Source organism: Sinorhizobium kostiense (assembly GCF_017874595.1).
GTDB lineage: Bacteria > Pseudomonadota > Alphaproteobacteria > Rhizobiales > Rhizobiaceae > Sinorhizobium > Sinorhizobium kostiense.
On record NZ_JAGILA010000011.1, the window covers coordinates 156347 to 169992 of the forward strand.

Annotated in this window: 11 protein-coding genes; 4 read left to right on the forward strand and 7 right to left on the reverse strand. The window is 62.5% G+C overall.

Annotated elements, in window-relative coordinates; translation table 11 throughout:
* Positions 1 to 117 precede the first annotated feature (117 nt).
* Both J2Z31_RS27930 and J2Z31_RS27935 read left to right on the forward strand, forming a co-directional pair.
* Positions 118 to 3093, forward strand: coding sequence for an NAD(P)-dependent oxidoreductase (locus J2Z31_RS27930; protein ID WP_209606916.1), 2976 nt, complete (start codon positions 118 to 120; stop codon positions 3091 to 3093).
* A 262-nt stretch (positions 3094 to 3355) separates the two neighbouring features.
* Positions 3356 to 4363 carry a PQQ-dependent sugar dehydrogenase gene (locus tag J2Z31_RS27935; RefSeq protein WP_209606841.1) on the forward strand — a complete coding sequence of 336 codons (1008 nt, stop codon included), beginning with the start codon at positions 3356 to 3358 and terminating at the stop codon, positions 4361 to 4363.
* A gap of 38 nt (positions 4364 to 4401) precedes the next feature.
* Here the strand turns inward: J2Z31_RS27935 and J2Z31_RS27940 are convergent, their stop codons facing one another.
* Positions 4402 to 5466, reverse strand: coding sequence for an AI-2E family transporter (locus tag J2Z31_RS27940; protein WP_209606843.1), 1065 nt, complete (start codon positions 5464 to 5466; stop codon positions 4402 to 4404).
* 9 nt (positions 5467 to 5475) lie between these two features.
* A complete protein-coding gene (locus J2Z31_RS27945) occupies positions 5476 to 5973 on the reverse strand; it encodes a hypothetical protein (RefSeq protein WP_234939722.1) in 498 nt (165 codons plus the stop codon).
* Between the two features lie 139 nt (positions 5974 to 6112).
* Here J2Z31_RS27945 and J2Z31_RS27950 point away from each other — a divergent pair, with 139 nt between their 5' ends.
* Positions 6113 to 7636 (forward strand): FAD-dependent oxidoreductase, encoded by a 1524-nt coding sequence (locus J2Z31_RS27950; RefSeq protein WP_209606845.1) that lies wholly within the window; start codon positions 6113 to 6115, stop codon positions 7634 to 7636.
* 42 nt (positions 7637 to 7678) lie between these two features.
* On the opposite strand, the gene J2Z31_RS27955 is transcribed toward J2Z31_RS27950, so the two are convergent.
* A complete protein-coding gene (locus J2Z31_RS27955) occupies positions 7679 to 8905 on the reverse strand; it encodes an NRAMP family divalent metal transporter (RefSeq protein ID WP_234939723.1) in 1227 nt (408 codons plus the stop codon).
* A gap of 379 nt (positions 8906 to 9284) precedes the next feature.
* Here J2Z31_RS27955 and J2Z31_RS27960 point away from each other — a divergent pair, with 379 nt between their 5' ends.
* Positions 9285 to 9884, forward strand: coding sequence for a cation diffusion facilitator family transporter (locus tag J2Z31_RS27960; protein WP_328243670.1), 600 nt, complete (start codon positions 9285 to 9287; stop codon positions 9882 to 9884).
* Positions 9885 to 10088: 204 nt separating this feature from the next.
* Here the strand turns inward: J2Z31_RS27960 and J2Z31_RS27965 are convergent, their stop codons facing one another.
* The 4 genes from J2Z31_RS27965 to ctaD are packed head-to-tail and all read right to left on the reverse strand — an operon-like array spanning position 10089 to position 13644.
* Positions 10089 to 10424 carry a cytochrome C oxidase subunit IV family protein gene (locus J2Z31_RS27965; RefSeq protein WP_209606851.1) on the reverse strand — a complete coding sequence of 112 codons (336 nt, stop codon included), beginning with the start codon at positions 10422 to 10424 and terminating at the stop codon, positions 10089 to 10091.
* A 10-nt stretch (positions 10425 to 10434) separates the two neighbouring features.
* Positions 10435 to 11157, reverse strand: a complete 723-nt coding sequence (locus tag J2Z31_RS27970; protein ID WP_209606852.1) for a heme-copper oxidase subunit III family protein — start codon at positions 11155 to 11157, stop codon at positions 10435 to 10437.
* Positions 11158 to 11170: 13 nt separating this feature from the next.
* Positions 11171 to 11869, reverse strand: a complete 699-nt coding sequence (locus J2Z31_RS27975; RefSeq protein ID WP_209606854.1) for a cytochrome c oxidase subunit 3 — start codon at positions 11867 to 11869, stop codon at positions 11171 to 11173.
* Positions 11866 to 13644, reverse strand: a complete 1779-nt coding sequence (gene ctaD, locus J2Z31_RS27980; RefSeq protein ID WP_209606856.1) for a cytochrome c oxidase subunit I — start codon at positions 13642 to 13644, stop codon at positions 11866 to 11868. The genes J2Z31_RS27975 and ctaD overlap by 4 nt, the downstream gene beginning before the upstream one ends.
* Between the last annotated feature and the right edge of the window lie 2 nt (positions 13645 to 13646).

The following is a 13646-nucleotide window of genomic DNA, read 5'->3' on the forward strand; positions in this document are numbered from 1 at the left end:
ATATTGGGCGCAGCATGACGCATTCGGCGCGCTGTTCGCCGCATATGAGGTCTTTTTTCTGACGTGTTCGCTCCAGTATCAGCGCACCTTTTCCGGCCTCGAACAAATGGGCAGACACTGATGAATATCGCGCATATGCAGGAACAGCGACTGAGGGCAATCGAACTGACGAAGAATGGCGCGCCGCGGCTGCCGTCCAACCCATTCTTCGGCGTCGGCCCTATCACTGATGCAACCACTGACGAAGTGGACAGCCGTCTGCGGCGCATGGCCTTCGACGCCTGGATCGAGAAGACCTATCGCAAGTTCGACGACAAGGGCAATGACATCGGCGGCTTCACCACCGCCGAAATCTCCCGCAGCATGCATCGCGGCTATCCGGCCGACAAGATCCTTACCGATATGATGCGGGCGATCCATCGCTATTTCGGCTTTCCGAAGACGAACCGCATGGCAGTAGGGCTCGGTGGTGGCCACAGCGGCTTCACAGTCTGCGTCCAGCACCTGATGAACGCCAATGACGTGTCCCAGCAGGTTTACGTCGACACGCCGCGGCCGGAGAGCGATCCGTCCAGAGCCGCCGGCTTCTTCCGCCAGTCCTGGGCCACGCAGCTCATCGAACTGCAGCGCTTTGCCGAAAAGGGCTGCGAGAGCCGCATCCAATTCGCCACCTCGGAAGGCGTGATCCCGACGGCCGCAGAGCTCTCGCAACTCGGCGTTTCGATCTTCGTCGGTGTCGGCCACGAGACGACCGGGGCCAATGCCTATACAAGCGACGAAATTCGCGAACTGTTGAGCTGGATAGATGGTGATCCGGCAAATCGCCATGCGGTGTTCGATGCCACCTCGATGCTCGGCGCCATGCCGTGGGAGCCCGAACTGGTGGCCGCCGTGATGGCGAAGTGCTGCCTGTTCATGCCGTTCCAGAAGGCGATCGGCGGGGTGTCGGGCTATTTCGTCGCTTCGTTCACGCCGCACGCACTGGCTCTGATCGAGAAGAACCAGCAAGATCCTGCGTGGGCGATCCCGCGGCAGCTGAAGATCGCGCCGCCGGTCGATCCCAGGCAGCCGTTTTCGGCCAAGCGCTCCGTCGACGCCGGGCCGTTCTATGATGCCGCGGAAGACCGAATGCTGGGCGGCGTCATCAACACCTACAGCGCGCTCGCCTTCGCCGAGACAACCTTCGGCCTCCTGCAGTCGGAGGCTCGCGTCGGCTCCGTCACCGAGCTCAACCGCCGGTCCGCCGCCAATCGCAAGGTAATCGACGAGTGGGTCAAGTCGCATCCGCTGCTGTCGCTAACCGTAAGGGATGCCGAACGGCGCGGTGCGGCGGTGACGCTCCTGAAGGTCGAAGACGACGGCATCACTGATCCCGACATCCACGCCCGCATCATCGCCCGTTCGAAGCAATTGCTCGGCTATGAGGGCATCACCCATCCGAACGGCGAGCACGAGCCCGGCCTCGACGCGGCCCGCTACGTCAATGCCTTCCCCGGCACGCCCGGCGACTACCGCGCCTGGGTCGGTGGCATTCGCGAGCCGGAAGACGTCGTGGCGCTGCTGGAGAACCTGCAATACGCCTATCTGCGCGCCAAGATCGTCGTCCTCGAAGAGGAACTCGCCAAGCAGGGGGTCAATTTCGATGCTCCGGTTAAGGCCGAGGGCGCCATTCGCAAGGACGATCCCGAGCGTGCCTATACCGTGCTGATCGCCGATCTCGTTGGCCTACGCTTCAGCGCCGACGGCCAGCCGGATCACAGCGAAGTCAAAGCCTATGTCGAGGAAAAGGGCGGCGTCTTCCATCTCGGGCCGCTCGGTGACCGGTCGACGCTCGAGAAGGGCCGCATCCACTTCTTCTACCAGCCAAATCTCAGCACCGAAGCTGAGATCCTGCCGCAGACCAACGAGGGCCAATATGACGCTCTGATCGCGGCGGCGACTTTCATTCCGAAGGCTTCCGTATTCCCGCTCGGCGGTGTACGCATCGGCGCGGGCACCGGCAACATGGGCTCGGCATCCTGGGGCGGCGGCAATGGCGAGGGCGGCACCGCGCCCCTCATGAATACCCCGGGCATCAATAGCCGGGCGACCGCCCAAATGGCGATGAAGGCGATTCTTCGGGTCGTTCCCGACCTTCCGGTTGGCAGGTTGCACCGGATGGTCGCCGAAGGCGACTTCGACACCGGCCGCCAACTCAAGGATTTCCCGACCGCCAAGCTCGAGGGCCGCAAGATCGCCATTCTCGGCTACGGCAATATCGGCCGCGAGCTTGCCAAGCTCGCCAAGGCCTTCGGCATGAAGGTGGCGATCTACGCCCGCGAGCATCACAGGCGCTGGATCGAGGCGGAAGGCTTCGAATATGCCGCAACTCCGATTGCAGCGGCAACCGGCGCCGACGTACTCTCCGTGCATATCGGGCTCGGCCGCCTGGACGCGGCGACCGGCATCTATTCCAACGCCGGAACCGTCGATGGACAAGTGCTCGGCGCCATGAACGACGGCGCCATGCTGGTTAACTACGACCGCGGTGAGGTTGTCGATGCCAGAGCGCTCGACGAGGCGCTGTCGTCCGGCAACATCGCACATGCGGCAATCGACGCCGACCTCTTCAAGGACGCTGCGACCGGCAAGCTCAGCGGGCCGATGCTCCCTTACCTGCCGCTCGAAGAGCGCCACAAAGGCAAGCTGGAGCTGCTGCCGCATGCAGCCGCCGATACCGATCACCCCTCGCGCGTGACCGGTGCGAAGCAGGCGGTCGACCAGATCTTCGACGTCATCCGCTTCAAGTCGGTCACCAATCTCAAGGGCGACCTGCCGGAGGGTTACGTCGAGGCTGGCAGCCGCACGCCCGTTGGCATCGGCAAAGTGACGAAGCGCGCGGTCGCCCGGGTGGCCGGCAAGCCGGAGCTTCTGGAGCAACTGCGGCAGACCTCGGAAAAGGTGGCGGCGATCGTGGGCGCGCTCTCCGCCGTTTCCGATCCGGACCATCGCGGCCGAGTCATCGATCGCTATACCGACCTTCTGGTCGAGAGCGCCGACCGGCAGCGGGCGCTCTTCGAAGAGCTCGGTCTCTACGGGCCAGCGGAGGAGTAAGACCCCCGCTGAACTTCGTGAGGGCGACGCGGCCTCGGCGTCGCCTTTCCATTTAGCCTCTACAGCACCGCGCGTCTTATCAGACGCGCAAAGCTCGCTGTAGCACTTTGAAGCGCTGCATGTCTTTGCCCTTGAATCGAAGTCGATCCAAGGAGACATGCAACGGGAGATCACTTCGCCGTGAGATCCGGACTCAGGCTTGAAACGAGGACAAGCCGCTCCAATTCCCTCCTGCATATCAGCTTGTGCTCGGAGGATGCCGATGGGCGACTTTTCTCCCAGAGCCGGACTCCTCTCCGTCCGAAGCGGATTTCTCGGGCTTGCCGCGACGCTCGCCTTCGGCTTTTCCGTTGGGCCGGCCCGGGCCGAGTTGCTCGCCCGCGTTCCCGCCGCGCGCGAGATGGCGGTTTGCGGCGACATATTGTTCGTCGGAACCAAGGGCTCCTCGGTTTATGCCGTGCCATTGGCCGGCGGGAGGGCCCGGCGGGTTGCTTCCGGATTCTCTGCGCCGAATGGTGTTGCATGTTCGCGTGGTCGTTTGTTCGTCGCCTCGAGAGACAGAGTAACCGCGTTCGATATCGGACGCGGGGGCGCTGTGAGCGGCAGACGCGACATTCGCCGGGACTTGCCGGATTCGGGCGGCCATAGCCTGCGCTATATCGGCATCGGCCCCGATAACCGGGTCTATGTCTCCTTTGGGTCGCCCTGCAACATCTGCTTGCCACGGGGGCTCCAAGGCACAATTGTCAGCATGAACCAGAACGGCTCGGACCTTCGGCGAGTCGCGTGGGGCGTGCGCAATTCGGTGGGCTTCGACTGGCGTGGCCGCACCATGTTCTTCACCGACAACGGCGCCGACCGGATGGGCGACGATATCCCACCGGACGAGCTGAACCAGCTTCGGCCGGGCGGCTTTTACGGATTTCCCTATTTCGGAGGCCAGGTCCGGCTCAGAGGCTTCGAGGACGCGCCGCCGCCCGCTCGGCAGATTCCGCCCGTCTTCAACTTCCAGGCCCATGTCGCAGCACTGGGAATCCATTTCTTCCGCAGCCTCGGCGGCGACGCGCTGGTGGCCCAGCACGGCAGTTGGGACAGGTCGGTCCCGGTCGGCTATCAGGTCGTGCGGGTACGATTCCGAGGCAATCGCCCGGTATCGGCGACGACTTTTATCGGGCGCGTCGGTCGACCTGTTGACGTCAAGGAAGCGCCGGACGGTTCCGTCCTCGTATCCGACGACGCCGGAGGTGCGATCCACATTTTCAGGCGGTGATCAGGATTTCTCTCCCGCCGCAATAAATTTAAGAACAGCTATCGGCCGATCACCCTGACGTGGTCGCGCCAGAATTCGAAGAGCAGCAAGGTGACCGTCAAGACGACGGGACCGATGACCAGGCCCGACGGGCCGAAAACGATGATGCCGCCGATCATGCTCATGAACGCAAGCAACGTGTGCAGCTTCAGGCGTTCTCCGACCAGCATCGGATAAAGCAGGTTGTCGACTGTCGCGACCACGCCGGCGCCCCAGCCAATAAGAATCAGTGCCTTTACCCACTCGCCGCTCAAGGCGAGCCATAAGGCGCCTGGGATCCAGACGATGAAGGCGCCAAGCACCGGCACCACGGCGAGCACCCCCATGGCAACCCCCCAGAGCAGCGGCGACGGCAAGCCGAGAAACCAGAACATGAGACCACCCAATGTCCCCTGCAGGGCGGCGACAGCGAAAGTTCCGAAGACAATGGCGTGTACGGTGTCTTTGACCCGGGCGAACAGCTTGTCCATCTCTTCCGACGAAAGGGGGGAGAAATGCTTCAGCGCCATCAGCGCTTCGCGTCCGTCTCGGAGAAAATAGAACAGGAAATAGAAGGTCAGGATGACGTCGACGACTTGCGTCAGCGAGCCTCGCACGAAGGACGCGCTGAAGTTGGTGAGCATTGTCGCCGCGTTGCCTGCGACGCCGGCAATGTCCAGCTGCGTCTCGATCCACAGAAACGCCTGCGCAACGCGGGGATAGTCGGCGAGAGCTTCGCGCCAGCTGCCTGTCCTTAGCGCGTCGGCGATGATCTGCGCGCCCTTGGCCGCCTCGTTGACCAGTCGCTCCGCGAGCAGGCTCACCGGCAGGGCGACAATGAGAACGGCGATTGCCACGGCCACGGCGGCGGCGACTTCCCTGTAGCGAAGATCCTTGGAAATCCGCCGGTGAAGCGGATGGAACAGGGTGGCGAGCACCAGCGCCCAGGTGAGCGCAGGCAAGAACGGGGCGGCCAGCAGGTAACAGACGACGATTCCGACTGCCAGGGCGATCAACATCGCGAACGCCCTTGAGCGCCGCCGCATCAGCGAGGAATCCGGAGCTTTCGAGACCGGAGGCTCCATGGATCTGCTCTATCTCCGCTGGCGACGGAATCCCGGGCGCTGCCTTTTCTCAGACATCATCCCGCCCATCGCCAGGCCGATCGCCATCACGGCGAAGGTTGCACCGACCGACCGCTTCGACAGGACCGTCTCCCAGCCGGGCGTCAGCCGCTTCGGCACCCAGCGGTAGTCGATCAGAGCCGCCAATGCTGCGGTGAGCGCCGCCTTCCGCAGTGCCGTGGCGGCATCCTTGGAGCGCCCGGCTCCCAGCCATGCTTCGAACGGCAGGGCCCAGAAAATCGCCGACAGATGATGTGTGCAATAGCCGAGCAGCGTATGTCTCACATCCGCGACCCTGACCCGGCCGGCACCCGCCCCATGAAGCCAGTGGCTGGTGGCATTGGTCGGCTGGAATATGCTCTTTCTTTCTGATCTGGCGAGCAGCGCCAGTGCAACAGTCCTGGCGATGCTCGCGATCGTGCCGCTGGTCATCGCCGCCCCTGCCGTTTCCTTCCAGCGGTTCACCATGAGCTCCTCCAGCTGTGCCGTTTTCTGTCATCTCCAGACTTGCACCCCAATCGCTGCAAGGACGCTATGTTCCGAGGGGCCGTCCCGAGGAACCCCGGCGGCGGAATCGCGTTGAGAGATCAGAGCCGCCGAGGTTGCCATGAATGCTGCGAACGAACATAGCCGCTCCCTTTGGATGGAGCATCCGATCACATACGACAGTCCGGGTCTATCAGGAGATTTCACAACCGACGTGTTGGTGATCGGCGCCGGCATTGCCGGCCTTTCCTGTGCCTACGAGCTGGTGTGCTCGGGCCATAAGGTGGCGGTGGTGGACCGGGGAGCGTTTGGCGGCGGCATGACCGCACGCACCAGCGCTCATCTGGCTTTCGAGCTCGATGATTTTTTCGAGGAGCTGCGTTCGTTGCGCGGAGAGGAAGCTTGCCGGCAATATTATGAGAGCCAGCGCGCGGCAGTCGACCGCATCGAGGAAATTTGCGGACAGGAATCGATCGACTGTGATTTTGCGCGTGTGGACGGCTACTTCGTTCCGGCGGAAGAGAAGGACATCGAATATCTGCGCAAGGAGCTGGACGCAGCGCGGGCCGCAGGCTTCGCGGATGCGGAATGGGTCGACACCGGCCCGGGCTTCTGGAGCTCCGGGCCGGCGCTGCGCTTTCCGCGACAGGGCCGCTTTCACCCGCTGAAGTATCTCGACGGGCTCGTCAGCAGCCTGCATCGCCGGGGCGCCAACCTCTTTGCTGAGACCCCGATCGTCGGTCTGGAAGAGAAGAACGACCAGGTGCATGCCGAAACCGGGCGCGGCACGATCACGGCCGCTCGGGTGGTGGTGGCGACCAATTCGCCATTTCACCTGCGTATTCCTATTCACACCAAACAGGCTCCCTATCGTACCTATGTAATTGCCGGTCCAATTCCCAAGGGGGCGGCTCCCGACGCGCTCATCTGGGACACCTTGGAGCCGAGCTACCACTATGTCCGTCTCCAGCCAGGAGATGTCGAGGATGTGCTCATCGTTGGCGGTGAAGATCACAAGACCGGCGAGGCGGCCGATATGGACGAGCGCCTCGCGCGGCTGGAGGCGTGGGCGCGCGAACGCTTTCCGGAGCTTGGCCGGACAGCCCACAGGTGGTCGGGCCAGGTGTTCGAGCCGTCGGACTACGTGCCGTTCATCGGGAAGAGCCCGGGATACGAGCGAGTCTACCTGACCACCGGCGACAGCGGGGAAGGCCTAACAACCGGAGTGGCGGGAGCATTGCTGATCCGTGACCTGATCAATGAAGGTTCCACCCCCTGGGCCGACGTCTATGATCCCGATCGCCTCATGCTGCGCGGCGCAGTCGAGTTCGTGAAGGAGAATGTGGACGCGGCGAGGCATTGGGCCGCCCACCTGCGGGGCGGCGAAGTATCCTCGCTGGAGGAAATTCGCCCCGGCGAGGGGGCATTGATCAAGCTCAACGGCAAGATGACTGCCGCCTATCGCACCGACGATGGCGATCTCAAATTATGCAGTGCGAGCTGTACCCACATGGGGTGCATCGTGCGCTGGAATCGCTTCGAACGGTGCTGGGATTGTCCCTGCCATGGATCCCACTTTTCGGTGGATGGTGAAGCGCTGCAGGGACCCGCCTTCACGCCGCTCTCAAAAGTCGAGTCTGCTTGAGCGAGCATTATTTGACCGCAATGGGTCGACATGCGGCACGTCTCAGAGAAGGAACATTGCGACTGTTCCAAGCGCCATTACGATCGCGGTAAGGCCACCGAGGGCGGCCATCCACCACGGTGCAGTCAGTCGCCCCATGATGCGCGGGTTGACGGCCATTACAGTAATGACTGCGATCAGTGGGGCGGCGAGCATGCCGTTGATGACCGCACTCCAGTAAAGCATCAGGAAGGGGTCGAGACCCGCGAGGAACACAGCGACGCTGCCGAGCGTCGCTGCGGCTATGGTCCCGTAGAATGCCTTGGCTTTTTGGGGCGGGCGGTCCAATCCCTGCGGCCACTGGAAGAGTTCGGCGACGGCATAGGCGGCCGATCCGGCCAGGACGGGGACTGCCAACATTCCCGTGCCGATAATTCCGGCGGAAAACAGGACGAAAGCGAACTCGCCGGCGATTGGGCGGAGAGCCTCTGCTGCTTGCGCCGACGTCTCGATATGCGTCACGCCCTTTTCGTGAAGCGTCGCGGCCGTCGCCATGATGATGAACAATGCGACGAGATTGGAGAAGCCCATTCCAACCAGCGTGTCGAGGCGGATGCGGGCAAGTTCCGGTGCGGCTGCCTCCGGCTCGGCCTTCAGTCTCGCCTGCTGGCGACGGCGGAGCTCCTCGATCTCCTGTCCGGCCTGCCAGAAGAACAGGTAGGGGCTGATGGTGGTGCCGAAGATTGCTAGCAGGGCCATGGCATGCCGCCCGTCGAAGGCGAACTGCGGAACGAAGATGCCCCGCAATGCCGCCGACCAGGGGACCCCGACGGCAAGAACGACGGCGACATAGGCAAAAAGCGAAAGCGTCAGCCACTTGAGCAGGCGGGCATAGGGCCGGTATGGCACGAACACTTGGAGACAGGCGCAGAGGATCGCAAACAGCACCGCATAGAAGACCTGCGGGCCGTCTATCAGGAGGTAAAGGGCGGCCCCCATCGCCGCGAGATTGGCGCCGATGTTGATGAAGTTTGCGGCGAACAGCATCGATACTGCCGCCCTCGCCACCCACAGCGGATAGTGCCGGCGCAGGTTTTGAGCGATGCCCTGGCCGGTGACGGCGCCTATGCCCGCGCTCAAGCCCTGGACTGCCACCATCAGCGGGTAGGTGAGGAGCATCGTCCAGCCGAGAGTGAAACCGAATTGTGCGCCGACCTGGCTGTAAGTGGCAATGCCGCTCGGATCGTCATCGGCCGCGCCGGTCACCAGCCCCGCACGCAGCTTTCTCATGAAGTGCAAGGCCTGGGGCTTTGCGGATCTCGGGGGAGACGAGGTTTCCGCCATGTCACGGCGCCCCAGCAATTCGCTTGCCTGCGGCGCCCACGCTGCCTTGCGGTCGGCGGTCGTGCCTAGCACTTTCAGTCGAAATCCCACGCAAACGAGTTGCCATCTACACTCCCGACGGACACTAACCGCGCCAAGTGCGTCGCCTTGCGACGAATACGAGCCGCCGGGATAATGCAACCGAGGAAGGAGTTGTTCCAGAACCCTGCTTTTGCGTGCGTCTCGCCCGTAAATGGCGTCCTGGAGGCAATCACGCTTCTGGCAATGGCTGGGTCGACGCTGTAATTGTAACCACCCGTCGAACCGCCATGGAGGAAGGCTAGGCGTGCTCGCCCGTTATTTAGATACTCCACTGCGCAAGATCGTCGCGCTCGTGCTGCTGCTCAACCTTGGCTATTTCGGGGTGGAATTTGCCGTGGCGCTTGCCATCGGCTCGGTCGCGCTCTTCGCCGACAGCATCGATTTCCTCGAGGACGCCTCTATCAATCTGTTGATCCTCCTCGCGCTTGGCTTTTCGCCGAGAAATCGTGCACGTGTCGGCATGGCCCTCGCCATCGTCTTGCTTGTCCCGGGACTGGCAACTTTGTGGACGGCCTACGACCGCTTCGCCAACCCGGTTCCGCCAGAACCGTTCTCCCTTTCGCTCGCTGGAGCCGGGGCGCTCGCGACAAATCTCACTTGCGCCTTTCTGCTCGCGGCGTTCCGGCACGAAAGCGGCAGTCTCACTCGTGCAGCCTTTCTTTCCGCGCGCAACGACGTAGTGGCCAATGTGGCGATCATCTGCGCCGGGCTGGTCACGGCGTTCCTGTGGCACTCGGTCTGGCCCGATCTCATCGTCGGGCTGGGCATTGCCGCGATGAACGCCGATGCGGCGCGAGAAGTCTGGCAAGCCGCGCGCGAGGAAAACAAGCTCGCCGAAGCCTGAACACCAGCGGTCTGAGGCTGATGTCTCAGTTGCGAGCCAGGCTTGGCTGGATCTAGCCATAGATCACGATCCGGAGCGTCAGCCCACGGCCGCGGTCCAGCATCTCTTTTCGAAACGACACCATCCATCGATTGCCGAAGTCGGCGGCCCCGGGGTGAGCTTCGCTTGTTTTTCGCCATCTGTGTCCAGGCTCAGAACCTAGGATCAGGGGCTGGATCCGAAAAAGGCGAGGCGGGTGAGCAAGACGTAGTTCGATTCCGAGACCATCAAGGCTACGAAGACCAACACCAGGAGGGGCGGCAGCAGGATCGCATAGGTCAGCGCAAGGCGCTCCCAGGCCATATGCATGAACACGGCGACGATAAGGCCGGCCTTGAGCATCATGAAGATCAGGATCAGCGACCAGCGCAAAAAGCCCTGCAGCCCGAAGTAATCGATCAGATAGGAGAAAAAGCTGAGAACGAACAGCAGCCCCCAGACAAGGAGATAGAGCTTGATCGGATGCTGTTGCTGTTCCGCATGTGTCTCCGTGTGCGCCATGATGCCCTCCTCACCACAGGTAGAAGAATGCGAAGATGAAGACCCAGACCAGATCGACGAAGTGCCAGTAAAGGCCCGTGATCTCGACGATTTCATATCGACCCTTGCGGCTGGTGAAGAAGCCGCGCCGTTCCGTCTCGAAATCTCCGCGCCAGACCTTGCGTGCGATGATCAGCAGGAAGATCACGCCGAAAGTAACGTGGGTGCCGTGAAAACCGGTGATCATGAAGAAGGAGGAGCCGAACTGGGCCGCGCCCCAGGGATTGCCCCAGGGCCGCACGCCCTCGGCAATCAGCTTCGACCACTCGAACGCCTGCATACCGACGAAGGTGGCGCCGAAGAGGGCGGTGACAAGCATCAGTACCGCGGTCATCTTCCGGTCGCGACGGTAGCCGTAGTTGACGGCCATCGCCATGGTGCCGCTCGAGGAAATCAGCACGAAGGTCATGATGGCGATAAGGATCAGCGGCATGTGTGTTCCAGCGATCTCCAGCGCAAAGACCTCGCTGGGATTCGGCCAGGGAACGGTGGTCGACATCCGCGCCACCATGTAAGCAAGCAGGAAACAGCCGAAGACGAAGGTATCGCTCAAGAGAAAGATCCACATCATGGCCTTTCCCCAGGAGACTTTCTTGAAGGTTTGCTGGTCCGATGCCCAGTCTGCCGCAAGACCCGCCATACCGGCGGGGCGAGGCAGCGATTCTGCTGGGTGGGTCTTCAGTGGAGCAGACATGTCAGTGGGTCCCTTACGTCAGCAACTGGCGGCAGAAATCGATGACCTCGTTCGCCCAGCCGGATAAGAGGACAAAGAGGACCAGCCACACCACCAGCATGAAGTGCCAGTAGATGGCGCACAGTTCGATAAGGAGGCGCGCCCGGCGATCGAGCGCACCGAGCCGGACGCGGGCTATCGTTCGACCGAGTGCGGCGAGGCCACCGATAATATGTAGGCCATGCAGGCCGGTCAGCATGTAAAAGAAGCTGTTGGCGGGGTTGTTGGCCAGGACATAGCCGGAGCCGACAAGCGTCCGCCAGGCAAAGAGCTGTCCCACGAGAAAGGCAAGTCCCGCCGCCAGCGCCATCAGGAGAGCGGTTCGGGCGGCATCATCGTGCTGCCGCTCGGCCTCGATCCTTGTCCGGTGCAGGGCGAGGCTCGCGAGCGCGAGGACCCCGGTATTGACCCAGAGCAATCCAGGCAGCGGTAGCGCGCCCCAGTCGGACGAGGCCATGCGCATGAAATAGGCGCTGATCGAGAGGGCGAACAGCGAGCCGACGACGGCGAGGAAGACGCCGAGCCCGACCTTCTCCGCCGGCAGCGGCTGACTGCGCCGGTGGTCGTGTGCATGCCCGACCTCGAGCCAGGGCCTCGATGCCAGACGCTGCTGGGCAAGCCACCAGATGATGATGGCGGCGATCGCCGCCAGGAAAACCATCATCACGCTCATGGGGCGGCCTCGTGGCTCGCGCCGCCGGGGGTCGGATGGTTCTGCGGAATGAAGTCCTCGGGCGCTCCGGGGACGCTGTAATCATAGGCCCAGCGATAGACGACCGGCAGCTCCTTGCCCCAATTGCCGTGCGGCGGCGGTGTCTCGGGCGTCTGCCATTCGAGCGTCGTTGCCCGCCAGGGATTGCCGCCCGCCTCGCGGCCATGGCGCAGGCTCCAGACGAGGTTGAAGAGGAACAGGATCTGAGCGGCACCGACGATCAGCGCCATGATGCTGATGAAAGCGTTGAGATCGTTGATCGATTCAGGCACGAATGCTGCCTCGCCGAGCTCGTGATAGCGCCGCGGAACGCCAGCAAGGCCGACATAGTGCATCGGGAAGAAGATCGCGTAAGCGCCAACGAAGGTGACCCAGAAATGGATCTGGCCAAGCGTTTCGTTGAGCATGCGCCCGGTGATCTTCGGATACCAGTGGTAGATCGCGCCGAATATGACGAGGATCGGCGCAACTCCCATCACCATATGGAAATGCGCGACGACGAACATGGTGTCGGAGAGCGGCACGTCGACCACGACGTTGCCGAGGAAGAGCCCCGTGAGACCGCCATTGACGAAGGTGACGATGAAGGCGAGCGCGAAAAGCATCGGCAAGGTCAGGTGGATGTCGCCGCGCCAGAGCGTCAGCACCCAGTTATAGACCTTGATTGCCGTCGGCACCGCGATAATCAGCGTCGTCGTGGCGAAGAAGAAACCGAAATACGGGTTCATCCCGCTCACATACATATGGTGCGCCCAGACGATGAAGGAGAGGCCGCCGATGATGACGATCGCCCAGACCATCATCCGGTAGCCGAAGATGTTCTTGCGCGCGTGCGTACTGATGAGATCGGAGACGATGCCGAAGGCCGGCAGCGCGACGATATAGACCTCCGGGTGTCCGAAGAACCAGAACAAGTGCTGGAACAGGATGGGGCTGCCGCCTCCATGTTGCAGCTGCTCGCCCATTTCGACGATCGCCGGCATGAAGAAGCTGGTGCCGAGCAGCCGGTCGAAGAGCATCATCACGCAAGCGACGAAGAGGGCGGGGAAGGCGAGCAATGCCATCACGGTTGCTGTGAAAATGCCCCAGACGGTGAGCGGCATGCGCATCAACGTCATGCCTCGGGCGCGACCCTGAAGCACGGTAACGACATAGTTGAGCCCGCCCATTGTGAAGCCGATGATGAAGATGATCAGCGAGGAAAGCATCAGGATGATGCCCCAGTCCCGGCCTCCCGGGGTGCCGGAGAGAACGGCCTGAGGCGGGTACAGCGTCCAGCCGGCGCCGGTCGGCCCACCAGGCGCGAAGAAGCTTGCAACGAGCACCAGCACGGCGAGCAGGTAGATCCAGTAGCTCAGCATATTGGCATAAGGGAACACCATGTCGCGCGCGCCGACCATCAGCGGGATGAGGTAGTTACCGAAGCCTCCCAGGAAGAGCGCCGTCAGCAGGTAGATCACCATGATCATCCCATGCATCGTGATGTACTGGTAATAGGCCTCCGCATCCACCAGTTGGAACGTATCGGGAAAGCCAAGCTGCAGACGCATCAACCAGGAGAGCACCAGCGCCACCATGCCGATGGCGATCGCCGTCGTCGCGTATTGGATCGCGATGATCTTCGCGTCCTGGCTGAAGACATAGCGCGTCCACCAGCTGTGCGGATGGTAGAGCTCAACATCCTCGACTTCGGGAGGCGGAAGCGCCTCGCCAATACCAGACCGGACGTCGACCATCG

Excerpts from the sequence above, each read along its gene's own strand:
- J2Z31_RS27935 (WP_209606841.1), top strand. The coding sequence starts at position 3,356 with ATGGGCGACTTTTCTCCCAGAGCCGGACTCCTCTCCGTCCGAAGCGGA.
- J2Z31_RS27940 (WP_209606843.1), bottom strand. The coding sequence starts at position 5,466 with ATGGAGCCTCCGGTCTCGAAAGCTCCGGATTCCTCGCTGATGCGGCGG.
- J2Z31_RS27945 (WP_234939722.1), bottom strand. The coding sequence starts at position 5,973 with ATGGTGAACCGCTGGAAGGAAACGGCAGGGGCGGCGATGACCAGCGGC.
- J2Z31_RS27950 (WP_209606845.1), top strand. The coding sequence starts at position 6,113 with ATGAATGCTGCGAACGAACATAGCCGCTCCCTTTGGATGGAGCATCCG.
- J2Z31_RS27955 (WP_234939723.1), bottom strand. The coding sequence starts at position 8,905 with ATGAGAAAGCTGCGTGCGGGGCTGGTGACCGGCGCGGCCGATGACGAT.
- J2Z31_RS27965 (WP_209606851.1), bottom strand. The coding sequence starts at position 10,424 with ATGGCGCACACGGAGACACATGCGGAACAGCAACAGCATCCGATCAAG.
- J2Z31_RS27970 (WP_209606852.1), bottom strand. The coding sequence starts at position 11,157 with ATGTCTGCTCCACTGAAGACCCACCCAGCAGAATCGCTGCCTCGCCCC.
- J2Z31_RS27975 (WP_209606854.1), bottom strand. The coding sequence starts at position 11,869 with ATGAGCGTGATGATGGTTTTCCTGGCGGCGATCGCCGCCATCATCATC.
- ctaD (WP_209606856.1), bottom strand. The coding sequence starts at position 13,644 with ATGGTCGACGTCCGGTCTGGTATTGGCGAGGCGCTTCCGCCTCCCGAA.